This is a genomic window from Nocardia sp. NPDC051321, assembly GCF_044455225.1.
Lineage (GTDB): Bacteria > Actinomycetota > Actinomycetes > Mycobacteriales > Mycobacteriaceae > Nocardia.
The window spans coordinates 168,549-194,296 of sequence record NZ_JBITEM010000015.1 but is presented as its reverse complement, the minus strand read 5'-3'; the positions used below and the strand labels follow the sequence as shown (position 1 = coordinate 194,296).

Annotated in this window: 22 protein-coding genes; 15 read left to right on the top strand and 7 right to left on the bottom strand. The window is 68.0% G+C overall.

From position 1 onward, the window contains the following. Positions 1 to 36: 36 nt before the first annotated feature. Positions 37 to 960 carry an alpha/beta fold hydrolase gene (locus tag ACIA8C_RS33205; RefSeq protein WP_397141567.1) on the bottom strand — a complete coding sequence of 308 codons (924 nt, stop codon included), beginning with the start codon at positions 958 to 960 and terminating at the stop codon, positions 37 to 39. A gap of 159 nt (positions 961 to 1,119) precedes the next feature. Here ACIA8C_RS33205 and ACIA8C_RS33200 point away from each other — a divergent pair, with 159 nt between their 5' ends. Next, positions 1,120 to 1,602 carry a hypothetical protein gene (locus tag ACIA8C_RS33200; RefSeq protein WP_397141565.1) on the top strand — a complete coding sequence of 161 codons (483 nt, stop codon included), beginning with the start codon at positions 1,120 to 1,122 and terminating at the stop codon, positions 1,600 to 1,602. 39 nt (positions 1,603 to 1,641) lie between these two features. On the opposite strand, the gene ACIA8C_RS33195 is transcribed toward ACIA8C_RS33200, so the two are convergent. The 5 genes from ACIA8C_RS33195 to ACIA8C_RS33175 all read right to left on the bottom strand — a co-directional run bounded on the left by ACIA8C_RS33195 (position 1,642) and on the right by ACIA8C_RS33175 (position 6,681). Next, complete coding sequence (locus ACIA8C_RS33195; RefSeq protein ID WP_397141563.1) at positions 1,642 to 2,865, bottom strand: RtcB family protein; 1,224 nt, start codon at positions 2,863 to 2,865, stop codon at positions 1,642 to 1,644. A gap of 100 nt (positions 2,866 to 2,965) precedes the next feature. After that, a complete protein-coding gene (locus tag ACIA8C_RS33190) occupies positions 2,966 to 4,030 on the bottom strand; it encodes an amidohydrolase family protein (RefSeq protein WP_397141561.1) in 1,065 nt (354 codons plus the stop codon). Further along, positions 4,031 to 5,401, bottom strand: a complete 1,371-nt coding sequence (locus tag ACIA8C_RS33185; protein WP_397141559.1) for a glutamine synthetase — start codon at positions 5,399 to 5,401, stop codon at positions 4,031 to 4,033. Positions 5,402 to 5,584: 183 nt separating this feature from the next. Beyond that, entirely contained in the window at positions 5,585 to 6,463 is an 879-nt protein-coding gene (locus ACIA8C_RS33180) for a ribokinase (RefSeq protein WP_397141558.1), read from the bottom strand. Between the two features lie 11 nt (positions 6,464 to 6,474). Then, positions 6,475 to 6,681: a DUF2510 domain-containing protein gene (locus ACIA8C_RS33175; protein WP_397141556.1), complete on the bottom strand. Its 207-nt coding sequence runs from the start codon at positions 6,679 to 6,681 to the stop codon at positions 6,475 to 6,477. Positions 6,682 to 6,765: 84 nt separating this feature from the next. On the opposite strand from ACIA8C_RS33175, the gene ACIA8C_RS33170 reads away from it, so the two are divergent. The 11 genes from ACIA8C_RS33170 to ACIA8C_RS33120 all read left to right on the top strand — a co-directional run bounded on the left by ACIA8C_RS33170 (position 6,766) and on the right by ACIA8C_RS33120 (position 19,025). Next, positions 6,766 to 8,031, top strand: a complete 1,266-nt coding sequence (locus tag ACIA8C_RS33170; protein ID WP_397141554.1) for a glutamate-5-semialdehyde dehydrogenase — start codon at positions 6,766 to 6,768, stop codon at positions 8,029 to 8,031. 44 nt (positions 8,032 to 8,075) lie between these two features. Next, positions 8,076 to 8,960: an AAA family ATPase gene (locus tag ACIA8C_RS33165; RefSeq protein WP_397141552.1), complete on the top strand. Its 885-nt coding sequence runs from the start codon at positions 8,076 to 8,078 to the stop codon at positions 8,958 to 8,960. Between the two features lie 39 nt (positions 8,961 to 8,999). Further along, a complete protein-coding gene (locus tag ACIA8C_RS33160) occupies positions 9,000 to 10,391 on the top strand; it encodes a VWA domain-containing protein (RefSeq protein ID WP_397141713.1) in 1,392 nt (463 codons plus the stop codon). A 9-nt stretch (positions 10,392 to 10,400) separates the two neighbouring features. Then, positions 10,401 to 10,742: an MmcQ/YjbR family DNA-binding protein gene (locus ACIA8C_RS33155; protein WP_397141550.1), complete on the top strand. Its 342-nt coding sequence runs from the start codon at positions 10,401 to 10,403 to the stop codon at positions 10,740 to 10,742. 59 nt (positions 10,743 to 10,801) lie between these two features. Next, complete coding sequence (locus ACIA8C_RS33150; protein ID WP_397141548.1) at positions 10,802 to 12,652, top strand: HSP90 family protein; 1,851 nt, start codon at positions 10,802 to 10,804, stop codon at positions 12,650 to 12,652. A 3-nt stretch (positions 12,653 to 12,655) separates the two neighbouring features. Beyond that, positions 12,656 to 15,025 carry a hypothetical protein gene (locus ACIA8C_RS33145; RefSeq protein ID WP_397141546.1) on the top strand — a complete coding sequence of 790 codons (2,370 nt, stop codon included), beginning with the start codon at positions 12,656 to 12,658 and terminating at the stop codon, positions 15,023 to 15,025. Between the two features lie 96 nt (positions 15,026 to 15,121). Continuing rightward, positions 15,122 to 15,763: a nicotinate-nucleotide adenylyltransferase gene (nadD, locus tag ACIA8C_RS33140; protein WP_397141544.1), complete on the top strand. Its 642-nt coding sequence runs from the start codon at positions 15,122 to 15,124 to the stop codon at positions 15,761 to 15,763. Positions 15,764 to 15,816: 53 nt separating this feature from the next. Further along, complete coding sequence (rsfS, locus tag ACIA8C_RS33135) at positions 15,817 to 16,233, top strand: ribosome silencing factor (RefSeq protein WP_396967624.1); 417 nt, start codon at positions 15,817 to 15,819, stop codon at positions 16,231 to 16,233. Positions 16,234 to 16,282: 49 nt separating this feature from the next. Next, positions 16,283 to 16,942, top strand: coding sequence for a histidine phosphatase family protein (locus ACIA8C_RS33130; RefSeq protein WP_396989268.1), 660 nt, complete (start codon positions 16,283 to 16,285; stop codon positions 16,940 to 16,942). A gap of 463 nt (positions 16,943 to 17,405) precedes the next feature. After that, the gene (gene octT, locus ACIA8C_RS33125) at positions 17,406 to 18,152 is read left to right on the top strand and encodes a diglucosylglycerate octanoyltransferase (RefSeq protein ID WP_397141711.1); all 747 of its coding nucleotides are present in this window, start codon (positions 17,406 to 17,408) and stop codon (positions 18,150 to 18,152) included. 3 nt (positions 18,153 to 18,155) lie between these two features. Next, positions 18,156 to 19,025: a DegV family protein gene (locus ACIA8C_RS33120; protein ID WP_397141542.1), complete on the top strand. Its 870-nt coding sequence runs from the start codon at positions 18,156 to 18,158 to the stop codon at positions 19,023 to 19,025. Here ACIA8C_RS33120 and ACIA8C_RS33115 read toward each other — a convergent pair. Beyond that, on the bottom strand, positions 19,001 to 19,783 hold the full coding sequence (locus ACIA8C_RS33115) for a DUF5984 family protein (RefSeq protein ID WP_397141540.1): 783 nt from the start codon (positions 19,781 to 19,783) through the stop codon (positions 19,001 to 19,003). The two genes, ACIA8C_RS33120 and ACIA8C_RS33115, sit on opposite strands and share 25 nt — an antisense overlap. Before the next feature lie 479 nt (positions 19,784 to 20,262). On the opposite strand from ACIA8C_RS33115, the gene ACIA8C_RS33110 reads away from it, so the two are divergent. The 3 genes from ACIA8C_RS33110 (at position 20,263) to holA (ending at position 25,365) form a co-directional block, all read left to right on the top strand. Then, positions 20,263 to 21,198, top strand: coding sequence for a helix-hairpin-helix domain-containing protein (locus tag ACIA8C_RS33110; RefSeq protein ID WP_397141538.1), 936 nt, complete (start codon positions 20,263 to 20,265; stop codon positions 21,196 to 21,198). A 211-nt stretch (positions 21,199 to 21,409) separates the two neighbouring features. Beyond that, complete coding sequence (locus tag ACIA8C_RS33105) at positions 21,410 to 24,067, top strand: ComEC/Rec2 family competence protein (protein WP_397141536.1); 2,658 nt, start codon at positions 21,410 to 21,412, stop codon at positions 24,065 to 24,067. 329 nt (positions 24,068 to 24,396) lie between these two features. Continuing rightward, positions 24,397 to 25,365, top strand: coding sequence for a DNA polymerase III subunit delta (gene holA / locus ACIA8C_RS33100; RefSeq protein ID WP_397141534.1), 969 nt, complete (start codon positions 24,397 to 24,399; stop codon positions 25,363 to 25,365). The last annotated feature ends 383 nt before the right edge of the window (positions 25,366 to 25,748 follow it).

Genomic DNA, 25,748 nt, shown 5'->3' with positions numbered 1-25,748 from the left:
GATTACGCTCCGCCACAACAACATCCGTCAGTGCGTTCAAGCCGGTGCGGTCTCCGCCGCGAGGATGATCAGCCGGGCCCGGATCAGGTCGGGGCGTTCCTCGGCGATGAAGTGACCGCAGTTCGCCACCCGCTCCAGCGTGTAGTCATCGGCTTTCGCGGTCTCGGCGGCGGCAAGCGAGTGGTGCACGGCACTGTCGTCGACACCGAACAGGGCTCGGATCGGGATGGTGGCGCGGCGGGTTTCCCCATGACGGGCACCGCGCGGAAGTTCACGAAGCAAGAAGGTGCGGTATGTATCGACACCGGCGCGTGCGACGCCCGGGTCGCGGAACCGATCGGCATACGCGCGAACCACTTCCGGACCGAACTCCGCGCGATTCTTGACGCCCTTGGCGAGCATCACCTCGAGCAGCCGGGTGCGCTGCAGGTACTGCCCGAACGTGGCGACGACCGGTTGGTAGACCAGGAACCGCCACAGATGCGGTAGAAAACCGCGCGGCGTCTGCCACGGATGAGCGATATTCAGCACCAGGTATCCGTCGAACCGCTCGGGCTCGCGCAACACCATGAGGTGTCCGATGTAGCCGCCCCAATCGTGGCCGATCAGCAGCACGCGGTCGAGCCCGAGTTCATCGAGCAACGCCAGTACGTCGGAGGCGACATCGTCTTTGGCCCACCGGTGTGGCGCCGGACCGGACCAGCCATAACCCGGCAGGTCCGGCACGATGATGCGCAGTCCCGCAGGCGGATCGGCCAGCAGATGGCGATAGGCATAGTGATGCTGCGGCCACCCGTGCAGCGCGAGTACCGGCCGACCGTCCGAGGGCCCGGCCTCGGTCACATGGAAGTCGACGCCGCGTGCGGTCGCGAAGTAGCGGCGAACACCTGGAATGGCCGGGGGCTCGGTGGCCGTCGCGGTGTGCGTTGTCGAGCCCGAACCTCGTTGTTGCTGGCGCATACCCGATGGTAACCAGACCTGACGTGCACGTCTCTCCGATCTCGTCGGAAGCGCGACCGCAACCGCCCCGGCGCGGCATTCGACGCGAAATGACCATGAACGGCGGACAATAGGGGCCGAGAGGATCCCCGACAGTGGGGTCCGCGCAGGAGGACAACCATGTCGAGCCAATACCAGCCGCCGGCGGGCTGGTCGCCGCCGGGCTCCCAGTTCCAGAGTCGCAGCGGCTTCGGCCGCACGCTCACCGGCACGCTGATCTCGCTGGTGATCACCCCGATCGGGATCGGCCTATCCGCGCACGGCGCGCTCGACACCAGGCAGTGGGTTATTTTGGGCAGTTCGGCGGACCGCTGGGGTTCGAACTTTCAGATCATCGGCGGCGCGGTGTTGCTGTTCCTGGTGGCGGCGCTGGCCGCGTTCTCCCCGGTTGGCACGGCGATCGCCGGCCTGGTGTGGGGCGTGATCCCCGGGATCCTGCACATTGTCTTCCCGGACGACACCTACCGGCAGATCGAGAACCTGCCGGAGCTGTCCGACGATTTCCATCTCGCACTGCACAATTGGATACTGAACGGCTTCGCGCTGCTCAGCGGCATGTTCTTGCTAGGCGCGGCGTTCGCGGCCACCTTGCGGCGCAAGTGAATCGAGGCCGCGCCCATCGGTGGCGGGCGCGGCCCGAAGTCAGCCCTTGACGCAGAGCACCTGGCGCAGCGTCGCGACGACGTCGACCAGGTCGCGCTGTGCGGCGATGACCTCGTCGATGTCCTTGTAGGCGGCCGGAATCTCGTCGACAACGCCCGCGTCCTTGCGCGACTCGACGCCCTCGGTCTGCGCGACCAGATCGGCGACGGTGAACTGCTTCTTCGCCGCGTTACGACTCATTCGCCGCCCGGCGCCGTGCGAGGCAGACTGGAACGAGGCCGGATTTCCCTTGCCGCGCACCACATATGAACGGGTGCCCATCGAACCCGGGATCAGCGCGAGATCACCCGCGCCCGCCCGGACCGCCCCCTTGCGGGTCACCAGCATCGGGATGCCGTCGATGAGCTCCTCGGCCACATAGTTGTGGTGGCAGCTGATCGGCTGATCGAAACGCACCGGGCGCTCGGCGAATTCGTCGCGCACCGCACGGCAGACCAGGGCAAGCATTACCGCGCGGTTGCGTGCGGCATATTCCTGTGCCCAGGTGAGGTCGCGCCGGTAGGCATCCATTTCCGGTGTGCAGGAGAGGAATACGGCTAGATCACGATCCGGCAGATCGACGTTGTGCGACAGCGTCCGTGCCACGGCCATGTGCCGCTCGGCGAGCTCCTTGCCGATATTGCGGCTGCCCGAATGCAGCAGGATCCACACCGCGTCGTCCTGGTCGAGGCAGACCTCGATGAAGTGGTTGCCGCCACCGAGTGTGCCCATCTGCTTGTGCGCCTTGGCCTCTCGGTTGCGCACGCCATCGTCGAGCGAGGCAAACGAGCCCCAGAAGGTGTCCCAGCCCGCCCGCAGCGTCGCGGTGCTGGCGCCCAATGCGGACACTTCGCCGCCGAGCTTGGTCACATTGACCGCGCTGTCGTGCGCGCTGAAACCGACCGGGACCGCGGCCTCGATCCTGGACCGCAGCGAACGCAGGTCGTCCGGGAGATCCGCGGCGGTGAGGTCGGTCTTGACGCTCTCCATGCCGCAGCCGATGTCCACGCCGACCGCGGCCGGGCAAACCGCGTCCCGCATCGCGATCACCGAGCCGACCGTTGCCCCCTTGCCGAGGTGCACGTCCGGCATCACGCGGACGCCGTGGACCCATTTCAGCGCGGCGATATTCCGCAGCTGCTGCAGCGCGGACTGCTCGACCGCGTGCTCTTCGGCCCACATAAGCGTCTGCGCGCGGGTGCCGCGCAGCTCGACGGGAAACATTGTCGATCCTTTCGTTGGTTTTCCCGATCAACGGTAAAGATCGACGCGAATAAGCGCACTCGAATAAATACGCGGGCAGCTCGAGTATTTTCCCGTGGTGTTACTTGCTGCCCGGGTACGCGTCCTCGGCGTTGATGTGGGCGACGCCGGTGGCCAGGCGTTCGGCGTCGGCGGTGGTGATCAGGTCCTCGGCGATCCATTCGTCGAGCAGCCTGCCGAGGCCGCGCCGCCACCAGAATGCGCCGAGGAAATGCAGTTCCGGCAGGCCGTAACCATCGGACGAATAACACAGCGAACGGAACGGGGCGAGTTCGAGCGTCTCGGCGAGGACCGCCTCGGCGCGGTGTCCGACGTACGGGACGGTGAGTCCGATATCCATCCGTGCATGCGCGAAGGCGTGCGCCAGGTAGGCGGCATTGCGGTGGAACGGCCAGCAGTGCAGCAGCATCACGGTCAGGCCGGTGTTCGCGGTTTTACGGAGAAAGTCGGTGAGCAGCAAGGGATCCGCGCGATGTAGCCGCAGGTCGGTATCGCCGAAGCCGGTGTGGAATTGCAGGGGCAGGCCGCATTCGGCGCCGATGCGCGCGCCGAGCCCGACCAGCCAGCCGAGCAGATCCGGGTCGGTGAGGCGGTGTTCGGGGAACACGGATTTCGGTGGTCGATCGCGCAGCGGGAAATCCAGGCCGCAGCGGTAGGCGACGATGGTCTTGAGTCCGACGGCATTTCGGGCGCGTTCGCGCAGCCGGGCCTCGATCTGATCGAACACCGACTTGCCCGCGCCTACCTCGGCGATGACCTGTTCGGCGACCTGTTCGATCCGCACCACCTCGCGCACTTCGCCGTCGGTGAGCGGACCGAATTCCGCTGTGCCGCCGCCGAATCCGGTGTCGAGGAACCAGCTGGTCGTACCGGTGGCGGCCAGCAGCCGGACGGCGGCCTCGCGCCAGCCGAGCTCGGCTCGGTGGGTCAGGTAGGCGTCCGGGCCGACGTGCGGCGGCAGGTCGAGGGCCGGTGCGCACCAGCGGCGGACCGCAAGCCCGATCGCGGAATCGAAGGTACCGGTGGGTCCTTCGCCGAGGAGCCGCTCGAACCCGGCCCGGTCCAGATCGTGCGGGACGACGCCGTGACAGTGGTGGTCGGTGAGCGTCAGACCGTCGGTCAGCACTCAGAACCGCCAACGAGTCAGCGCCACAAGTTCTTCGGGGCTCGTGTGCTGATAGCGCTCGGCTTCGGCGCGGCGCACGGTGATCAGCGCGTCATGCAGTTCGGGACCCATGGCCTCGGCCAGTACCGCGGAGTCCGACAGTCGATCAGCGGCCTCGGCAGGGGTCGTCGGCAGCCTGCGCACGCCGGACATCAGCAGCTGTTCGGCGTCGAATGCGACCGGGTCGCCGCTGATTTCGGCGGGCAGCCGCAGCTGCTCGGCCACGCCGGCCAATCCGGCGGCGATCACCGAGCCCACGATCAGATACGGATTTCCGGTCGCGTCAAAGCATTTGACCTCGGCGTTGGCCGCCCACTCCTCGGTGCCGCGCACGCCGGTGATGAAACGCAGTGCCGCCTCCCGGGTTTCCCTGCCCCAGCATTGCCAGACGCCCGCCCATCGTGACGGCACCAGGCGCAGGAAGCTCGCCGGATTGCCGGCACCCACCGCGACGAGCGCGGGCAGCTCGCGCAGTATCCCGGCGAGGAAGGCCTCGCCGGTCCGGCGCATGCCGTACGGGCCGTCGCCGGTGGCGAATAGCGGGCCCTGCTCGTCCTGCGCCGAAAAGTGCAGGTGCGCACCGGAACCGGTGCCACCTGGTTCGAGACAGGGCGCGAACAGCGCGCGCCAGCCGTACTGCAGGCTCGCCTGGCGGATCGTGTGCCGCACCAGTACCGCGTCGTCGGCGGCGCCGACCGGATCGGACGGTTGGACGGACAGTTCCAGTTGGCCCGGTGAGTATTCCGGGTGGAACTGGTCGACGCGGATGCCTTGCCGATCGAGTATCGCGACCAGTTCCCGCGCGTAGTCGGCCACCTGCCCGAGCCGCACCAAGCCGTACGCGGGCCCGTAGGCGGCGGGGGTGAAGTCTTGTGTGTCGCCCTGCCCAACCGCCCATTCGGTCTCGAACGCCATGGACAGCCGGAGTCCGGCCTGCTGCGCCGCCTCGGCCTGCCGGGTCGCGAACCCGCGCTGGCAGGCGGCGAAGGGCGTCCCTTCTTGGGTGTATTTGTTGGTAGGCGCCCACGCCCAGCCCGGCTGACAGGCGAGCTCGGTCAGCGCCGACAGATCCGGGACCAGCCGCAGATCACCGTCCGGCCCGCCGAGGTATTTCCCGGCCGTCATCAGATCATCGAAGGCGAACGTCTCGAAGCAGGGCGACACCCCGACCCCGTGCCGCGCCGCCTGCGCGAGCCGCCGCATCGGCACCGTCTTCACCCTGGTGATTCCGGCGTTGTCGACAAAGGTCAGTGCCACGATGTCGGCATCCAACCTGCCGATGACCGCGTCGTTGTCGTCGTCGGACGGAATGCGCTCCGGCATGGTGGGCATGAACATCAACGATAGTCGGCGGGTTGCTGTTCGGCGTGAACTTTCACCGGCGGCGGTTCATCGTGCTGCTGCGGGATGGTGAACCGACAAGGCACTGGCCGCCGAGCCGATCCCAGTGCGCGCCATCGCATTTACGCAATGGTCAGGAAGGCGCGACTCGCGGTACGGGTGTTGCGGCGATCGCTAGTTCTCCGGGAGGGCGGCGCGGATCTCGTCCTCGGTGGGGATCGAGGTGCTCGCGCCGAGCTTGGTGGTGGCCAGTGCGCCCGCGGTGCCTGCCCAGCTCAAGGCGTGTTCGGGGCCATGGCGCCAGGCGGCAGCCAGTGCGCCGGTGAAGGTATCGCCCGCACCGGTGGTATCGATGACGTCGACCTCGGGGCTCGGCTGGGACAGCCGTTTGCCCCCTGGCCCGCGATAGGTAGCGCCATCCGCGCCGCGGGTGACGACCACGTGGGCGACCGGATCGAGGGCGGCCCCGAGCTGATCGGCCTCGCCCGAATTCACCACCGCCACATCGACATTCGCCCACAGGTCGGCGGGTAGCTGCTGGGTGGGGGAGGGATTGAGCAGCACCGTGGTGCCATTGGCGCGCGCGTGCCGTGCCCCGGCCAGCACCGTGTCGATCGGAATCTCCAACTGGCACAGCAGAATATCGGCGGCGGCGATGGCGTCGAGGTCCGCCTCGGTGAGCTCGGTCATCCGAGCGTTCGCCCCGCCGACCACGATGATGCTGTTCTCGCCGCCACCGTCCACCACGATCGCGGCGACCCCGCTCGGCCCGTCCACCGTTCGCAGCCGCTCGACATTCACCCCCGAATCGGTCAGCGCACGCCGCAATTCGGCCGCGAACACGTCATCGCCGACCGCCCCGAGAAACCGCACCGCACCACCGGCCCGCTGGGCGGCGATCGCCTGATTCGAGCCCTTCCCGCCGGGCACCATCGCGAACCCGGTACCGAGCACCGTCTCACCGGGTACCGGCCGCCGATCGGTGGTCGTCACCAGATCCATGTTGATACTGCCGAGCACCGCGATCGAGGGAACGTCCGTCTTTTCGGCCATGCCGTCCAAGGCTAGTAGAGGCGCCGCTGCGTCTGCGGTGTCCACTGCTGCCCGTCGAACCAGCGGACGAGGTTCGGATCTGCCGGGTCGGGATACCAACCCGGACCCGGGACCGGCGGTGGCGCGGGCCGGGAACCGGACTTCACGGCGACCACGAGGACACTGGCGAGCACGACGATCAGGACGAAGGCCACGACCCCGAGCAGACCCAATTCCATCACCTGAATATGTGACCACGAACCGGACGGCGGGCGATGTGCGGTGCTGGATTATGCCTTGGACCGGGTCAGTAGGCTGTACCCATGACGGTAGGAACGACGACCGAGCCGGATGTCCGCGAGCTGGTGCACGATGCCGCCCGCAAGGCTCGGGTCGCGTCGCGTGTGCTGGCGCAGCTGACCACGGCGCAGAAGAACGAGGCGCTGCATGCCGCGGCCGACGCGCTGCTCGCCGCGGCCGACGCGGTACTCGACGCCAATGCCGAGGACGTGCTCGCGGCGCAGTCCGCCGACGTCGAGGAATCGCTGATCGACCGGCTGCGGCTCACCAAATCGCGGATCGACGGCATCGCCTCCGGCCTGCGCCAGGTGGCCGGGCTGCCCGATCCGATCGGCGAGATCGTGCGCGGCTCGGTGCTGCCGAACGGCCTGGAAACCCGCCAGGTCCGGGTACCGCTCGGCGTGCTCGGCATGGTCTACGAGGCAAGGCCGAACGTCACCGTCGACGCGTTCGGGCTCGCCCTCAAGTCCGGTAACGCCGTGCTGCTTCGCGGTTCCTCCTCGGCGTCGCACTCCAATGCCGCGCTGGTCGCCGTGCTGCGGGAATCCCTTGCCGCCCAGGGACTTCCGGCCGACGCGGTCCAGTTGCTGCCCAGCGCCGACCGGTCGAGCGTCACCCACCTGATCCAGGCCCGCGGCCTGGTCGACGTGGTCATCCCGCGCGGCGGTGCGGGCCTGATCAGTGCCGTGGTCCGCGACGCCACCGTGCCGACCATCGAGACCGGCACCGGCAACTGCCACGTCTATGTGCACGCGGCGGCCGACCTGGACATGGCCGAGCAGATCCTGCTCAACGCCAAGACCCGCCGTCCCAGCGTCTGCAATGCCGCCGAGACGGTGCTCATCGACGACGCGATCGCCACCGTCGCGGTGCCCAAGCTGATCGAGGCGCTGGAACGGCACGGCGTCACCGTGCACGGCGACCTGCCCGGCCTGGTACCCGCGAACGACAAGGACTGGGGCGAGGAGTACCTCACCCTCGATATCGCGCTCAAGGTGGTCGACGGCCTCGACGCGGCCATCGAGCACATCAACACCTGGGGCACCGGGCACACCGAGGCCATCGTCACCGGTGAGCTGGCCGCGGCCCGCGAATTCACCAGCCGAGTCGACGCCGCGGCCGTCATGGTGAATGCTTCAACCGCGTTCACCGACGGTGAGCAATTCGGCTTCGGCGCCGAGATCGGCATCTCCACTCAGAAGCTGCACGCCCGCGGACCCATGGCGCTACCGGAGCTGACCTCCACCAAGTGGATCGTGTGGGGCGACGGCCAGATCCGGCCGGTATAGGTAATAGGGAGCGAGCGGCGCTCGTTGCCAAGGAAGGACTGCACGTGGCCCCCACCCCCGAGACGACCCAGGAGCCGATCTTCGCCTCGGTCGACGATGTGATCGATCAGCTGGCGACCACCGGCTATCTCGCCGACAAGGCCACCGCCACCTCGGTGTTCCTGGCCGACCGGCTCGGCAAGCCGCTGCTCATCGAGGGTCCGGCCGGTGTCGGCAAGACCGAGCTGGCCAGGGCGGTCGCGCAGACCTCCGGCGCCGAACTGGTCCGCCTGCAGTGCTACGAGGGCGTCGACGAGGCCCGCGCGCTCTACGAGTGGAATCACGCCAAGCAGATCCTGCGCATTCAGGCGTCCAGCGAAAACGATTGGGAAGAAACAAAAGCTGACGTCTTCACCGAGGAATTCCTGCTGTCGCGCCCGCTGCTCACCGCGATCCGGCGCAGCGATCCGACGGTGCTGCTGATCGACGAGACCGACAAGGCCGACGTCGAGATCGAGGGCCTGCTGCTCGAGGTACTCAGCGATTTCGCGGTGACCGTTCCCGAACTGGGCACCATCGTCGCCACCCGTAAGCCGTTCGTGGTGCTGACCTCCAACGCCACCCGCGAACTGTCCGAGGCGCTCAAGCGCCGCTGCCTCTACCTGCACCTGGACTTCCCGGACGAGGAGCTGGAGCGCCGCATCCTGGCCAGCCGGGTGCCCGAACTGTCCGCCGCGGTCGCCGCTCAGCTGGTGCGGATCGTGCACGTGCTGCGCGGCATGCAGCTGAAGAAGCTGCCCTCGGTGGCCGAGTCGATCGATTGGGGTCGCACGCTGCTCGCGCTCGGCATGCACGACCTGGACGATTCCGCGGTGCGGGCCACGCTCGGTGTCGTGCTCAAGCATCAGAGCGATCACCAGCGTGCGCTGGCCGAGCTGAAGCTGGCCTGAGCCGTGGCAGCGCGATCGCAGCCCGCGCCGGATGCGGAAATGACCGCGCCGCACGGTCTGCCCGGTCATCTCGTCGGGTTCGTCGAAGCGCTGCGCGAGCGCGGCATCCCGGTGGGTCCCTCGGAAACCGTGGACGCGGGCCGGGTGGTGACCGTGCTCGATCTGCTCGACCGGGACGTGCTGCGCGAGGGTCTGGCCTGTTCACTGTTGCGCCGGACCACCCATCGTGCGACCTTCGATCGGCTCTTCGATCTGTGGTTTCCGATCGCGATCGGGGAACGAAGCGGTGCTCGCGATGAGGTCGAGATTCCACGGACGCCGACGGGCGAGGTGGACATCGCGGCACTGCGGGAACTGCTCGCCGAGCTGCTGACCCAGGAAGCGGGCGATGCCCGGCTGGACGCGCTGGCCGCTCAGCTGGTCGAGCAGCTCGGTCAGTATCAATCCGCGAGTGGGTCGTCGTTCTCGGCCTATCAGGCGTTGAAAGATGTTCAGCCGCAAACGTTGCTGGCCAAGATCCTGGCCGGACTGGCGGCCGGGCCGGACACCAGCGCGTTCGACACCGAGATCGCCCGGCGGGCCGCGCGCGGTCGCATCGACGCGTTCCGCGCGTCGGTCGAAGCGGAGACCCGCCGGCGGGTGGCCGAGCGGATCGGCAAGGAACGGGTCGCCAGTTACGGCGTGCCGCGGCAATCCGAGGACGTCGACTTCCTGCGTGCTTCGGAATCGGAGCTGATCGAGATGCGGCGCAGCACCCAGCGACTCGCGCGCATTCTGGCCTCGCGACTCGCGGTGCGGCGCAGGCATTCGCGCCGCGGTGAGATCGACCTGCGCAAGACGCTGCGTAAATCGATGTCGACCGGCGGCGTGCCCATCGACCTGGTGAACCGCAAGCCGCGGCCGGGTCGGCCGGAGCTGGTGCTGCTGTGCGACGTGTCCGGCTCGGTGGCCGGGTTCAGCAACTTCACCTTGCTGCTGGTCAGCGCGTTGCGCGAACAGTTCTCGCGGGTAAGGATTTTCGCGTTCGTCGATCAGACCGATGAGGTCACCCAGTTCTTCGATCCGCGCACCCAGCTGGACAATGCGATGAACCGGATCTTCACCGAGGCGCGCGTCGTCGGGATGGACGGGCACTCCGACTACGGCAACGCGCTGGCCGGATTCGCCAGGGACTTCCCGGATGCCGTCACCGCGCGCAGCTCGCTGCTGATCCTCGGCGACGCGCGCACCAACTATCGTGACCCGGAATTGGCGACTTTGCGGTCGCTGGTGCGGACCGCCAAGCACGCGCACTGGCTCAATCCGGAGATGCAAACCAACTGGGGCTCGGGCGATTCCGCCGCCGACAAGTACCGGCAGGTGATCGAGATGCACGAATGCCGCTCGGCCAGCCAACTGACGGCAGTGGTGTCGATGCTGCTGCCCGTGTGAGGAATAGACATGAATGGCAAGCAGCTGCTGAAGTACTGCCTCGCGAAACCCGGTGCCTGGCAGGACGAACCGTGGGAAGGCGATGTAGTCGCGAAGGTCGGCGACAAGATTTTCGCATTCCTCGGGGAGACCTCGGTCGGGCTCAAATGCGGGCGCACCCGGGAGGAGGCCGACGAGCTGATCCGGGTGTATCCGAACGATGTGACGGCCTCGGCGTACATCGGGCGGTATGGCTGGAACGGCGTCAAGCTCAACGGCGCGATACCGGACGACGAGGTGCGCGAATTGATCGATCAATCCTATGCGGCGGTGGTCAGCAGGCTGCCGAAGTCCAAGCGGCCGCAGGTCTGATCGGCGTCATCAGCGATTGTTAAGCGAACCATTGGGGCGTGCGGCAAGGATTGCGCACCATGGTGGAGCGAACGCCCAATGGTGTGGCGGCGGTGCAAGACAGCTATACGTTTCAGGTGGATCTGCGGGGGATCGTCGACTTACTCTCTCACCACCTGTATTCCAGCCCTCGGGTGTACCTGCGCGAGTTATTGCAGAACGCGGTGGACGCCGTCACCGCGCGTGCCCAGCGTGACCGTTTGGCGCCAACCGCGATCCGGATCAGCGTCGACGCGACCGGCTTGCGGATCGCCGACCCCGGGGTCGGCCTGACCGAGGCGGACGTGCACCGCTTCCTGGCGACCATCGGCCGATCGTCGAAGCGCGACGACATCGAAGGCGCGCGGCGAGAGTTCCTCGGGCAGTTCGGCATCGGACTGCTCGCCTGCTTCACCGTGGCCGAGAAGATCCGCGTGGTCACTCGGTCCGCCGACAATCCCGCGGCCGCGCCGGTCGAATGGCTGGCCGCGGCGGACGGCACCTACTCGGTACGACTGCTGGAGCCGGTGGAGTATCCGGAGCCGGGAACCACGGTGCACCTGACGCCGCGCACCGGCGCCGAGTCGTGGTTCGCGCCGCGCCGGGTGATCGAACTCGCCCGTGAATACGGTTCCTTGCTGCCATATGCGGTGACGGTCGAGTCCGACGGCATCATCGTGCCGGTCACCGACGGCCCGGCCGTGTGGCATCGGCACTACCCGTCCGCCATGGAGCGGCGCGAGGCACTGCTCGAATTCGGTGAGCGTACACTCGGATTCGATCCACTCGACGTCATCGACCTGGACGCGGAACTGGCCGGCGTCAGCGGCGTCGCGTATGTGCTTGCGCAGCCGGGCAATCCGGCCGAGAGCAGCGCGCACCGGGTGTATCTGAAGGGCATGCTGCTCGGCGACGCGGTGCGCGGACTGCTGCCGGACTGGGCCTTCTTCGTGCGGTGCGTGATCGACACCGACTCGTTGCGGCCGACCGCGTCTCGCGAGGGGCTCTACGAGGACGAACGGCTCGCCATCGTCCGCGAGGTGCTCGGCGACCGGGTGCGCGACTGGCTCACCGAGATCGCGGCCGAGCAGCCGCAGCGGCTGGCCGCGTTCCTCGCGGTGCACGCGCTCGGCGTCAAGGCGATGGCCAGGCATTCGCCGGAGCTGTTCCGGATCATGCTGCCGCACTTGACGTTCGAGACCACCGACGGGCGCGTCCCGCTGACCGAATTCGCGCGAAAACACCCGGTCATCCGGGTGACCGCGACGGTGGAGGAGTTCCGTCAGGTGGCGTCCACCGCGGCGGCGCAGGGAATCGGGATCGTCAACGGCGGCTACGCCTACGACCGAGAACTTGCCACCCTGCTGCCGCAGCTGCTACCCGGCGTCGAGGTGATCGACCTCGACACCGACGCCATCACGGCAGCACTCGACCCGGTCGATCCGGCCGAGGAACTGGCATTGACCCCGGTCCTTTCCATTGCCCGCGCCGTCCTGGATCCGCTGTCCTGCGACGTGATCGTGCGTGCCTTCCACCCGGTTTCGGTTCCCGCGCTGTACCTCGAAGGACGCGGCGCGCGCAATGAACGCACCAGGGCGGAGACCGCGCTCGGCGCGAACGAACTATGGAGCGAGATCCTCGGCGCGCTGGACGCCGCCGCGCCGCGCGCTCAGCTAGTGCTGAACCAGCACAGTCCGGTCGTCCGCAGGCTGACCCGCATCAACGACCCAGCCTTCCTGAAGACCGCGGTGGAATCGCTGTACGGGCAGGCGCTGCTGATGACCCACCGTCCGCTGCGGGCGACCGACACGGCGCTGCTCAACCGCGCGTTCGGCGAATTCCTCAGCTGGGCAACGCAACGTGCCGCGGGCACCGGCGAAGAGACGGAGTGAGACGTGGACCCCGTCGAGATCGATCATGCGCTGGCACAGGTCTACTCGTTGCCGCACGGCCGACTACGCGTCGAGCGGTTGGAAATGCTTGCGGCGGCGGCGAAGTCGGGCCCGAACCGGAATCTGGAAGGACGCGTGCTGCTGGAACTCGCCGAGTCCTACACCTACGCGGGTGAACGCGACCTGGCGCCGGTCGCCTACGGCAGGCTGTTGCGGATCTATGACGAGTTCCCCGCCGAACTCGGCCCGCTCACGCATTCGCTGCACTGGTACCTCAAGTGGATGACCTGGGGGCTCATCGACAACCCCGCGATACCACTGCCGACCGTGTACCGCTGGTTCGACGAGCTCGAAACCCGTTACCGCCAGCGCGGTTACAGCCTGCGGCCGGTGCTGGCGCTGCGCGCCCAGCTGGCGCGGAAGCTGGGGGATGTCGAGGAGGGTGCGCGGCTGCAGGAGGAAGCCATCGGTGCGCCGCGCGACGGCCTGTCCGACTGTGAGGCGTGTGAGCGCAACGAATGGGGCGCCAGCAGAGCGGCTTTGGGGGATGACACGGATGCCCTCGCGCATTGGCAGGTGGTCATCGACGGCGATCGCACCTGCGCGGAAGAACCGCATCGGGTACTGGCCCAGGCGCTGCTTCCGTTGCTGCGTACCGGACGATTGGCCGATGCTCGCGGCGCGCATCTGACCGGGTACCCGCTGGTGCGGCACAGCGAAAGCTTGCGGCCGTCGGTCGCCCTGCACATCGAGTTCTGCGCGCTGACCGGCAACGAAGGACGCGGGCTCGAGATCCTGTCCGAACACGCCCGCTGGCTCACCGACCCCGGCGCCGACGTCGGCGCGCGCCTCGCGTTCATCACCGGCGTATGCGTGCTGCTTCGCAGGCTCGTCACCCTCGGCCTCGGCTACCTGCAGGTCGCGGGCGAGACGGTGGATTCGCTACTGGCGGAGCTCGATACGGAGATCGCGGGACTGTGCGCGCGATACGACATCCGCAACGAGAACGTGGCGGTGAGCACTGAAGTCGCGACTCGATTGGCGAGACAGCCTCTAGTGGAACGACTTCCACTCGGTCTGCGCAGCAGACTGCCGCAAGCCACCGGGATCACCGGTGTTGATTGCGTTCCTGCGGATACGGCCCGTGCCGCCACAGACGGTGAGATCTCGGCATCCAGCACCGCTTCGAACGGTGTAGGGGTAGCAACCAGCGATGGAGTCCCCGCGGGCACTGACGTGGCTGCGGGTGCTGTTGGACCATCTGCGGCAGCTGCCGTTCCTAAGGGCGATACGGCTCCCGGGGCTGGTTCTGCTCCCACCGGCGCTGCCTCATCCACCGGAGGTACTGCTTCAGCGAATGGCGCTGACGCCAGTGGTGAAGCTCGTGCTAGTGGTCCTGCTCCGGCAGCCGAGGGCGATGGCGTGGCTTCCGCGGCCAGTGGACTTCGTTTCCTCGCCACCGCACGCGGTGCGGTACTCACCGCCACAGTGGGACGAACGGTGGCCACCTTTCCTGAGGAGTGGCCCGAGAGCGTTGCCTCCGACGCGGACCGGATCGCCGAGGTGCAGCGGCTGGCGGAGCTCGGCGCTGCCCGGCTGGCGGATGCGCCGGAGCATGCCGAGGCGAGGCTGCGGGAGGCGTTGTCGGTCGGTGCCGGAATCCTGCCCGCCGAACAGCTGGCGCGGCTCAGTTCGCAGTTGGTCATCGCGATCGCCGGACAACCGGATCGGGAGCTCGACCTAGCCGATGCGGCGGTACGTGCCGCCGCGCGGTGGGAGGGGTTGTCCGAGCCGGATCTGCTGCACCACACCGTGATTGCCGCGCGAGCGTTTCATCGCGCGCGACGGCACGGCGAGGCCGCCGCGCTCTTCGAGGAGGCGATGGTGGCGGACAAGGTGCCCTATCCGCCCGCCGAACTCGCCGCGGTCCGTGCCCAATTCGGCGAATCATTAAACGCGCTGCACCGATATCAGGACGCCGCACCGCAATTCGCGCTGGCAGCCCAACTGGTAGAGCACGATCTCGACCGACGTGAACTACACGCCGATCTCGCCATGGCCGCAGCCACCGCACTCGGCTACGGCGATCAGGACGCGGCAGCGGTGGCCGCTTATCACCGAGCCGCCGAATTGTTCGGCGATCTCGGCAACGTGGTGTCGCGCGCCCGCTGTGTGCGGTCGGCGGCGTGGCTGCAGTTGTGGGGCTCCGACGAGGGGCCAGGCCGACCGTGGGTGAGTGCGATGCAGGCGTTGATCGCCGAGTTGGCGGATAACGGCTCGTCGGCCGCGATAGCCGAGGAACTCGCCCAGACTCGCAGGGAGCTGAGCGAGATGCTGGACGCGGAAGATGGGTACGGGCTGGCGGGCGAATAGCGGACCAGGCGCTGGTGGGGCGGTCCGCGGCAGTCGAGGTGACACTCGGCTTGCCGCCCCTGGCCGCCTGAACTCGACCAGTTAAGCTCGGCACTCATGCAAGAGACAGGTCGGCGCGGCCGCAAACTGGGCGTGATGGGCGGCACCTTCGACCCCATCCACCACGGTCACCTGGTCGCCGCCAGCGAGGTCGCGAATCGGTTCGCGCTCGATGAAGTGATCTTCGTCCCCACCGGTCAGCCCTGGCAGAAGGCCGATAAACAGGTCAGTTCGGCGGAGGACCGATACCTGATGACCGTCATCGCGACCGCGTCGAATCCGAGTTTCTCGGTCAGCCGGGCCGACATCGACCGGGAAAAGGTCACCTACACCGTCGACACGCTGCGGGAGATGCGCGACCGGCATCCGGATGCCGAGCTGTACTTCATCACCGGAGCGGATGCGCTGGCCAACATCCTGACATGGCAGGATTGGGCCGAACTGTTCGAACTGGCGAGGTTTGTCGGGGTGAGCCGTCCGGGGTACGAGCTGAATACCGATCATCTCGAGGAGCATCTGCGCGATCTTCCGGCCGATGCGGTGACCATGGTCGAAATCCCGGCGCTGGCGATCTCGTCGAGCGAATGCCGTCGCCGCGCCGCCGAGAACCGGCCGGTGTGGTACCTCGTCCCCGATGGCGTTGTGCAGTACATATCTAAGCGGCACCTCTATGTGCCCGCAGGAGCGGAAGGTAGCTGAGTGAGCGAGCGTAGCGGGGGGCAGGCAATGGTTGGCCGCATCGAGGTGCGCCGATGAGCGCCTCTGTGGAGTCGGTCGAGATCGCGCAGGTCGCGGCACGGGCGGCGGACGAGAAGTTGGCGCTCGACGTGGTGGTGCTCGACGTGTCCGAGCAGTTGGTGATCACCGACTGCTTCGTCATCGCCTCCGCGCCGAACGAGCGTCAGGTGAACGCCATCGTCGACAACATCGAGGACAAGCTGCGCGAGGCCGGGCACAAGCCGGTGCGGCGCGAGGGCACCCGTGAGGGCCGCTGGGCGCTGCTCGACTACGTCGATGTGGTGGTGCACGTCCAGCACAACGACGAGCGCAATTTCTATGCGCTGGAACGGTTGTGGAAGGACTGCCCGGTGGTGCCGGTGGACGGCATCGGCGGACCGGACGCGCGGGCCGCGGCGGTGAACGGTGACGCGGAGAGCGACACCGAGTGAACGAGCGAGTCATCGGTAAGGCAGCGTCGAGCGTCAGAAAGGCGCGACCGTGAGTAAGTACGCCCACGTGCGCAACCTGATTCTGTTGCGGCACGGGCAGACCGAATGGAATGCCGCCGACCGGATGCAGGGCCAGATCGACACCGATCTCACCGAACTCGGCCGCCGTCAGGCGAAAGAGGCAGCGCGCGAACTGGTTTCGCATAATGCGATCGCCATTATCTCGTCGGATCTGCGCCGTGCCTTCGAGACCGCTTCCGCGCTTGCCGAGCACACCTCGCTCGATGTGGTGCCCGATCCGCGGCTGCGCGAAACCGATCTCGGCGACTGGGAGGGGCTGACCCACCTCGAGGTCGACGCCGACTATCCCGGTGCGCGCCAGGCCTGGCGGCTCGATGCCACCTACCGGCCGCCGAACGGGGAGAGCAAACTCGAGGTCGGCGCGCGGTCGCTGCCGGTGGTGCGGGAACTTCTTGTCGACCGGCAGGACTGGCCCGGCCGGACTATCATCCTGGTGGCGCACGGCGGGCTGATCGCCGGTCTCACGGCCGCGCTGCTCGATCTGCCGCCAGCGAACTGGCCCGTCCTCGGCGGACTGGCCAACACCAGCTGGGTGCAGCTCAGCAGTCACGGTCCGAGCATCGACCAGCCCGGCTGGCGCCTTGACGTGTGGAACGCATCGGCGAAGGTGGCCCCGGATGTCCTCTGAAGATCCGATTCGGCAGGTGCCGGATGAACTGTTCCGGAAGGCGTCGGCCAAACCGGAACGTTCTGTCCCGGACGCGCTGTTCGGCCCGCCCCCGGCACCTCCGGTGGTCGAGCCCGAACCTGCCGAGTCGGGCACGGACGAGGGGGAGGCGCCGTCCGAACCAGAGGGCTCCGCTCCCGCCAGTTCGGTTGACCCGCCTCCTGATCGGGCGGCTCCTGGCGAAACTTCCGCTGTGGCTAGGGAATCCGTGGTGCGGGCGGTCGAGGGTGAAGCGGCCGCCGAGGCGGGCGCGGCTGACGACCGAGTCGATGCTGCCGAATCCGCAGCCACAGTTGCTGTCGCTGGTGTGCAGGCTGCCTCGGATTCCGTGTCTGATGAACCGGTCGTCGAGTCGGCCGAATCCGCTGTCGGAGTTGGCTCCTCACAGGCCGGCGGCGAGTCTGTCGAAGCTGTGCGGTCGCCCGTGCGGGCGGATTCCAGCGTTTCGGAGCAAGCATCGACTTCCGGACGGCCCGTGCTGCTGGTGATCGCGGATTCGTTGTCCTACTTCGGGCCCAAGGGCGGACTGCCCGCTGACCATCCGCGGATCTGGCCCAACCTTGTTGGGGCCGAGCTGGATTGGGATGTCGAGGTGGTCGGGCGGATCGGCTGGACCTGCCGGGACGCGTACTGGGCGTTGATCGGTGATCCGCGGGTCTGGGCGGCGGTGCCGCGGGCCGGTGCCGTGGTGTTCGCCGTCGGCGGCATGGATTCCCTGCCGTCGCCGCTGCCGACCGCGCTGCGTGAGCTGATCCGTTACATTCGCCCGCCCGTCCTCCGCCGCGGCGTGCGAGCGACCTACACCTGGCTGCAGCCCAAGCTGTCGAAACTCGGTCGCCCCGTAGCGCTTCCGCCGAAGGTGAGCGTGGATTACCTGGAGCAATCGCGAGAAGCGTTGGCGCACTTGCGTCCCGATCTGCCGTTCGTCGCGGTGCTGCCGTCGGTGCACAACTGCGACGCCTACGGACGCGTGCATTCCGGCCGCGAGCGAGCGGTGCGGGCGTTGCGCGCGTGGTCGGCCCGCACCTCGGTGCCGCTGGTCGATCTCAGTGAAGCCGTGCGCGACAACATCTTCTCCGGCGAGGCCAACCCGGACGGAATCCACTGGGGCTGGGCCGGACATACCGCCGTGGCCAACGCGATGGTGAAGACCCTGCAGGAGGTTCGGTAGTCCGTGGCCGTCGTGGTCGTGACAGATTCGTCCGCCAGCCTCCCTGCCGAACTCGCCGCCGAGCTCGATATCGCCGTCGTACCACTGCATGTCCTGATCGGTGACCGCGCGATTCGCGAGGGCGTCGACCCCGTCGACATCGACTACGCCTCGGACACGGTCACCACGTCGGCCGCATCGCCGGGCGAGCTGCGCGCCGTCTACGAACATGCCTTAGCGCTCAGCGGCGGCGAAGGTGTTGTCGCGGTGCATATTTCGCGCCAACTCTCGGGCACCTGGGAGGCGGGCAGGCAGGCCGTCCGCGACATGGACGCCGCCGACCGGGTTCGTCTCGTCGATTCGCTCGGCGCGGGTCTGGCCACCGGTCTGCCGGTGCTGGCGGCGGCACGCCGGGCACGCGACGGAGCGTCGCTGGATGTCGTCTACGACACCGCGGTCGCCGCGTCGAGCCGAGCGCGCACGTTCATTCTGGTGAACCGCACCGAACAACTGCGTCGCGGCGGCCGGCTGAGCTCCGCCGCTGCGTTTTTCGGCAGCGAACTGGTGACCAAACCCTTGCTGCAGATCGTCGAGGGTCGCCTCGAACTCAGGGAGAAGGTGCGCACCCGCTCCAAGGCGTTCGCGAAACTCGTTGCGGCAGCGGTTGATGCGGCGGGCGAAGACGGTACCGCTGTCGCCGTTCAGCACCTCGGTGCCGAAGCGGCCGCGCAAACCGTCGCCACTCAACTCCGCGATCTGATCCCTGGTATCCACGAACTGATCGTCGCCGAATTCGGTCCCGCCCTTGGCGTTCACCTCGGCGTCGGCGCGGTAGGCGTCCTGGTCCTGCCAGGCGGCGCGGCAGCCGGTCAGCGAACCGCGGGAGAGGATTGACGGAGGGCGCGGGCGCCGATGCGGACGGCAGCCCAGTCGGTGTCCGGTCGACGTTCCAGCGCCTGTGCCAACCAGTTCGCTCGATCTTGTTGCTCCTGCTGGAGCAAGGGCAGATCGATCTCGATACCCGCGGGCGGACCGAGTAGTTCGAATTCCCGCAGGCGTTCGTTCATCGCGGCCAGTAGCGTGCGATCGAATTCGATTACGGCCGTGCGGAATTCGTCGGTCGGCACGTTCACCCGGCCGGTCGGCGGCGCGGTGAATTCGATCTCGCTCTCCGGATCCGGCGGGTAGTGCCAGGCGATGGTGACGGAATCGCCGCCGCCGTCGACTGTGCGCCAGCACCGCACATGCGGGCCGAACCACAGGTATCCGGTGTCGAGGGTGCGGTCGCCGTACCAGGTCGACGCGGCGTCGACCTCCCGTGTGTCCGCCAACGACCAGCCCGTGGATTCGCTGCCTGCGAAGTCGATCAGGTCGCTTGGCACCGGCTCCAGCGCGCTGGGCAGCAACGTCAGCATGTCCTCCCAGAGGCGGGCGACGTAGTACTCGACGTAGCAGTCGTGCGCAGCCGCACGGTGTCCGGCCTGGGTTCGTAGTAGCTCGGCCGTGCGTTCGGAAACACGCAGCAGGTCATGCCCGCCGACGTCGATGTAATACCAGCCTTCGGTGAGCGCGAACCAGGGCAAAGTCCGGTACTGATCTCCGCACTGGCCGACTCGGTCCAGTGGCGTCAAGCCGAAACGGAATCGGATCACGCGCCCAGTTTTACACTTCGCGGTCCGCCACGCCCACCGACCGATCCGCGCGGCACCGGCGAGTTGTGCACACCCCGGAGTTATCAACAGGGCTGCCGAATTACCTGCTCGGCCACGGTCTCTCGGCGCCCGCCGGAACTAGCGTCGCCGCCATGCCACGACAGGACGAACGCGAGCGGATGCAACAACGGCTCGGCGCACTGACCACCCGCGTCGGCGCCAGCCGGACAGGGATCGCAGGCGCGGCCGAAGCCTCCCGTCCCCTCGGCGGCCGCCGAGCCCACCTGGCGAGTGCCTTGCCAGCGGCTACTCGGAGCTCGAGCGGGCTTCGTGAACTAGCACGTGACCGGCTGAAAGAGCGGTCAGTACGGTCATCGATCGGCCTGGCGCATGGCACCGGTCGGCGATCGGCGGGGCCGGGCACCGAAGACGGCCTCGTGCTGTCCGATGGCACTGGGTTGCGAGTTCGAAATGAGTCCATGGCCATTGCCGAAGCGGAATCGGATCCGCGCGCGGGGCGGTGGGATCTTGCGGAGTTGCCGTCCGAGGACGAGGACGGCGACGACGATATCGGAGAGGTGCGTTCGCCGGGATGGTTGGCTGAGCCCGCCGAAGGCCGAGGGTGGCGGGATCGGCTGGTGCCGGAGCGGTTTCGGGGGATGCGGCTCGATCCGGGCCGACGGGGACTGTGCACGCTCCTGGCGATCGGGCTGGTGGCGATGGTGGTGGCCGCTGTCGTCATATTCCGGGAGCGACCCGTTGCTCGACCCGTGCCGCCGCTGGCCGCGGTGCGGACGACTACGGCTCCCGCCGTCGCGCGGATGCCGGGTACGGAACCGGCGAGCGCGGCCGCATTGTCCGGTGCCGCAGCGGTACCCCCTCAGGCAGGCGGTACGGCCGCAGCGCACGGCGACGCATCGGTGCCCGCCGCACCAGGCGGCGAACTGGTGATCAGCGTGGTCGGGTTGGTGCACCGCACCGGCTTGGTGCGGCTGCCCGGCGGATCACGCGTTGCCGATGCGTTGGTCGCGGCTGGCGGTGCGCAGGACGGCGCGGATCTGGCCGGGCTCAATCTGGCGCAGCGGCTGGTCGACGGCGACCAGGTGCTCGTCGGCCCACCCGGACCGAACCCGGGCCCGCCACAACTCGGCAGCGCGACCATCAACGCGGGCGCCCGCACCCCGGCCGCGCCGTCCGGATCGGCCCACCCGACAACCCCTTCCGGCCGTGTCGACCTCAACACCGCGACGGAATCCGAACTCGAGGCCCTCCCCGGCATCGGCCCGGTGATGGCGAAGGCCATCATCGCCTGGCGCACCGCGCACGGCCGCTTCACCGACGTCACCCAACTCGGCCAAGTCGACGGCATCGGCCCCACCCGCCTGTCGCGCCTGCGCGAGTTGGTGAAGATATGAGCTCGGCGGAGCGGCCGACTCGGCGGGTGCGGAATTGGCTCGCCCCGAAGGATCTCGGCGAAGTGGTGGCGACATGACCGCGCGCGGCCGGGATGGCGGGCCTCGCGATGGGCAGCGCAGCCCCGACGGTAATTCGAACGTGCCGGAGCGGAGTCGGCCGGGTCGTCGGGGTGCTGATCAGGAGCGTGATAACGCTGACGACGAGGCCCAGGTGCTGGATGCCCGGTTGCTGCCCGCGGCGGTGTGTTGTTGGGCGGCAACGATTGTGGCGATTTCGGCTGGCTGGGTGGCGGGGTTGTTGCTTGCGGGGGCGTTGGTGGTGTTGGCGATCGGGTTGTGGGTTTTGTTGATGTGGGCGATGGCGCATCGGGCGGAGCGGCGGCGGGCTGTCGCGGTGGTTGCGTTGGCTGCGGTGTTGTTGGCGGCCGGGTTCGCGGCGGCCGCGGCGTGGCGGGAGCATCGGGTGGCGACGCATCCGTTGCGGGCGGCGGCGGGCTTCTCGCTGCGGGTGGTGGTAACGCCGAGTGGTGATCCGAAGCCGATGCGTGGCAGCTCATTCGGCGGTAGTCGATGGATTGTGCGGGGCACCTTGGACGAGTATCGACTCGGCGAGACGACGATGCGTGCCGGTGGGGCGGTGGTTGTGCTGGCGTCCGGCGAAGAGTGGGCCGAGTTGGTGCCGGGGCAGGCGGTCGAGTTCCAGGCGCGGGTGGATGTACCGGGGCGGCGCGATCTCACGGTGGCGATGCTGCTCGCGCAGGGATCACCGCGGGTGGTGGGCAAATTGCCGTGGTGGCAACGGGTAGCTCGTTCGGTGCGTACGGATTTCGCGACCGCGACGTCCCGGGCGTTGCCCGCGGAACCGGCCGGATTGTTGCCCGCGCTGGTGGACGGTGACACTTCCATGCTGCCCGACGACCTGCGCGAGGAGTTCGAAATCGCGGGTCTGTCACACCTTTGCGTGGTCAGCGGCGCCAATTTCACCATTTTGCTCGGGGCAGTGCTGTTGGCGGTACGGGTGCTGACGCTCGGTCCGCGCGCCGCAGCGGTGGTCGCGGGGGCGGCGCTGGTGCTGTTTGTGATCATCGCCCGGCCTGATCCGAGTGTGTTGCGTGCCGGCGCGATGGGCGCGATCACCTTGCTGGCCTTGGTGACCGGGCGTCGCAAACAGGCGCTACCCGCGCTCTGCGCGGCGATCATCGGCCTGCTCGCGGTGTGGCCCGCGCTTGCGGTGTCGGCCGGCTTCGCGCTATCGGTCTGTGCGACCGCCGGATTGATCCTGCTGGCACCGAGTTGGGCGGACTGGCTGCGGGCGCGGGGTTGGCGGCACCTGCCCGCTGAGCTCGTCGCGGTGGCATCCGGTGCGTTCGTCGTCACCACGCCGCTGGTGGTCGCCTTGGACGGAAAGCTCAGTCTGGTCGCGGTTTTCGCGAACGTTCTGGTGGAGCCGGTGATCGCACCGATCACGGTGATCGGCGCGGCGGGTGCGGTGTCGGCCAGCGTCTGGATACCGTTGGCCGAGTTGATAATACGTTGTGCCGCACCACCGATGTGGTGGTTGCTGTTCGTCGCCGAACACGTGGCCGACGTGCCCGCCTCGTCGGTAGCGGTGCCCGGCGGAATGCTGGGTGGGCTGGTCGCCCTCGTGGTAGTCGCCGTTGGCATCCTCGCGTTGCGGTTCGCCGCGATCCGAAGGGTGATTCTGACCGTGGCGTTCGGCGTGGCGGTGGTAGCGATCCCGGTGCGGATCTGGCATCCCGGCTGGCCGCCCGCAGGGTGGGTGCTCGCTGTCTGCGACGTGGGGCAAGGTGACGGGCTCGCCTTGTCGGTAGGTGCGGATACAGCGGTGGTGATCGATGTCGGACCGGAGCCGCGTCCGATCCGAAACTGCTTGGACCGCTTGCATATCTCGCGGGTCGCGCTGCTGGTGCTGACCCATCCGCACGCCGACCATATCGGCGGCATCAGCGGCGCGCTGGACGGACGAGCCGTGGCCGCGGTGGCGGTCGGCCTGCATGAGCTCGAGGGCTTGCCGCCGAGCGGCGATGGAACGGCAGTGGCCGAGGAGGTGCGGTCGGTCCGGACTGCGCAACCAAATTCCGCCGCGGTGGGAGGTCGTGAGTTCGGGAACGGGTCAGCACGCTGCGGATCGCCGGAGGCTCAGCGTGATTCGGCAAAGGGTGAGAGTGATACTGGGAGTGACAGATCGGGTGTCGCGGCCGGTGCGGTAGAGGTGCAGTGCCCGCCGGCCACTAGTTCGTGCGAGCCGACTGGCGATCACTGCGGCCCTGCAGTCGATGGTCACTCATCGAGCGACCCGCCTGGCGCGGCACCGCAGCACGGCACGCGAGTGGAAGGATTGGCGAAGGTCGTGGCGGTTACCGGGGAGGCCGGGATTCCGCTGATGGAACTGTCGGCCGGACAGGTATTCCGCTTCGGCGCAGTCAAATTGGCGGTCCTCGCACCGGAGGTGGACGGACCGCGGCCGACGCCCGGCGCCGAGGCCGACGAAGCCAACGATCGCTCGATCGTGCTCGCCGCGACGACGCCTGCCGGACGAATCCTGCTCACCGGCGACATCGAAGCCACCGCGCAACGTGCGTTACTACAGTCCGGCGCTTCGTTGCAGGCAGACGTGCTGAAGCTGCCACACCACGGGTCCCGCACCACGACAACGGAATTCCTCACCGCCGTACATCCGCGTCTGACCGTGGTCAGCGTCGGTGCCGAGAACACCTTCGGACATCCGAATGCCGGCGTTCTCACCGTATTGTCCGACCTCGGCAGCACCGTGGCACGCACCGACCAGCGCGGCGATGTGCTGGTGCTAGGCGATAAACAATCGCTACGCGTGGTGACTTCCCGATGATGCATTCACATCGCGTAAACCAACGCCTCTCGGCACGGCGGTGGAAACACCCTTCGGTGTGGCGCTCGCGGACCGGCTGCTGTGGCTGCCGCGAACGCGAGTGGGAGAACGTTTCGACCGACTCGACGCGAGCTGACCTTGCGCATCGTCGATGCGAGTTGCCGGGTTCTGCGTGGTGCTCGGTGAACACGCGGAACCTGCGGCGCGGGTCTGTCGGTGGGGGACCGTAGGATCGCTGCCGTGACCGAGCCCAACGAGCGTGAGCGAGTGGACCATCGACATGGCGTGCCTTCGCCGCTCGCGGAGGCGAGCGTCGGCGAGGTGGCGTCATGACCGAGCGGCCCGCGCTGCACCTGGCACTGGGCGATGAGGAACTGCTGGTCGAGCGTGCGGTGGCGGAAGTCACCGCGCAGGTGCGTGCGCTCGCGCCCGATGCCGAAGCGGTGCCGGTCGACCGGATGCGGGCAGGCGACGCGAGCACCGCGGAACTGGCCGAACTGTTGAGTCCATCGCTGTTCGCCGAGGACCGGGTGATCATCCTGGAATCGGCGGCCGAGGCAGGCAAGGACGCGGTCGCCGTGATCACCGCCGCTGCGAGTGATCCGCCAGAGGGCGTGGTGCTCGTGGTGCTGCATTCCGGCGGCGGACGAGCCAAGGCATTGGTGCCCGCGCTGCAGAAAGCCGGTGCGGTAGTGCATGACTGCGCCAAGATCACCAAGTCGGCCGAGCGCGTGGAGTTCGTGCGCGGCGAATTCCGCAACGCCGGAGTGCGCGTCGCGGGCGACGTCGTCCAGGCGATGCTGGAGTCCGTCGGTTCCGACCTGCGTGAGCTCGCCGCGGCCTGTTCCCAGCTGGCCTCCGACACCGGCGGCAAGATCGACGTCGCCGCCGTGCACCGCTACTACTCGGGCAAAGCCGAGGTCTCGGGTTTCGACGTGGCCGAACTCGCCGTCGCGGGCGACCGTCCCGGCGCAATGGAGGCCCTGCGCTGGGCCAACGACCGCGGCGTCCCGCACGTGCTGCTCGCCGACGCCCTGGCCGACTCCGTGCACACCATCGCCCGCGTCGGCTCCGCAGGCCGCGGCGACCCGTTCAAGCTCGCCCAGCAGCTCGGCATGCCGCCATGGAAGGTCAAAAAGGCGCAAGCCCAGGCCCGCAGCTGGACCCCAACCACCATCGGCTCCGCCCTCCAGGTAGTCGCCGCACTGAACGCCGACGTCAAGGGCGGCGCCGCCGACGCCAACTACGCCCTGGAACACGCCCTCACCCGAATCCTGGACCTGCACGCCGCGGGCTGACGCCGCCACCGGGCGCCCGCGAAACACGAAAATGGCGGGCCCGCACAGGAATTGGCTAGCAAGATCGCGCTTACCGCGACTTTCGTGTTGGATCACTCCGCAAGCGGCAGCGGCTGGGGTGCGCACGGAATAGTCTCTTGCAAAGCGAATTTGTCAGCAATCTTGTGCGCGTGTCGACGAAATGTGCGCGGGCTGATCGGCGGCGCGCGGCGACGGCAATGGATGGGATCGCCGCACGCTGTTTCACCGGGCTGCCTTCGGCAGCAAGGGCGAGCGACCACGGAGGATGCGCTGATCATGGTGTGGCCGCGGCATTTGGCTGCATGGCGGACGGGCCATGGGGTGATGCTGAATGTGTGCTGAGACACATGTGGTGGAGAACT

What these genes read in the sequence shown, in the direction of transcription:
- ACIA8C_RS33195 (WP_397141563.1), bottom strand. Translation starts at nt 2,865, where the DNA reads ATGTTTCCCGTCGAGCTGCGCGGCACCCGCGCGCAGACGCTTATGTGG.
- ACIA8C_RS33205 (WP_397141567.1), bottom strand. Translation starts at nt 960, where the DNA reads ATGCGCCAGCAACAACGAGGTTCGGGCTCGACAACGCACACCGCGACG.
- ACIA8C_RS33110 (WP_397141538.1), top strand. Translation starts at nt 20,263, where the DNA reads ATGGCCATTGCCGAAGCGGAATCGGATCCGCGCGCGGGGCGGTGGGAT.
- nadD (WP_397141544.1), top strand. Translation starts at nt 15,122, where the DNA reads ATGCAAGAGACAGGTCGGCGCGGCCGCAAACTGGGCGTGATGGGCGGC.
- ACIA8C_RS33180 (WP_397141558.1), bottom strand. Translation starts at nt 6,463, where the DNA reads ATGGCCGAAAAGACGGACGTTCCCTCGATCGCGGTGCTCGGCAGTATC.
- ACIA8C_RS33200 (WP_397141565.1), top strand. Translation starts at nt 1,120, where the DNA reads ATGTCGAGCCAATACCAGCCGCCGGCGGGCTGGTCGCCGCCGGGCTCC.
- ACIA8C_RS33155 (WP_397141550.1), top strand. Translation starts at nt 10,401, where the DNA reads ATGAATGGCAAGCAGCTGCTGAAGTACTGCCTCGCGAAACCCGGTGCC.
- ACIA8C_RS33160 (WP_397141713.1), top strand. Translation starts at nt 9,000, where the DNA reads ATGACCGCGCCGCACGGTCTGCCCGGTCATCTCGTCGGGTTCGTCGAA.
- rsfS (WP_396967624.1), top strand. Translation starts at nt 15,817, where the DNA reads ATGAGCGCCTCTGTGGAGTCGGTCGAGATCGCGCAGGTCGCGGCACGG.
- holA (WP_397141534.1), top strand. Translation starts at nt 24,397, where the DNA reads ATGACCGAGCGGCCCGCGCTGCACCTGGCACTGGGCGATGAGGAACTG.
- ACIA8C_RS33150 (WP_397141548.1), top strand. Translation starts at nt 10,802, where the DNA reads ATGGTGGAGCGAACGCCCAATGGTGTGGCGGCGGTGCAAGACAGCTAT.
- ACIA8C_RS33170 (WP_397141554.1), top strand. Translation starts at nt 6,766, where the DNA reads ATGACGGTAGGAACGACGACCGAGCCGGATGTCCGCGAGCTGGTGCAC.
- ACIA8C_RS33175 (WP_397141556.1), bottom strand. Translation starts at nt 6,681, where the DNA reads ATGGAATTGGGTCTGCTCGGGGTCGTGGCCTTCGTCCTGATCGTCGTG.
- ACIA8C_RS33185 (WP_397141559.1), bottom strand. Translation starts at nt 5,401, where the DNA reads ATGCCCACCATGCCGGAGCGCATTCCGTCCGACGACGACAACGACGCG.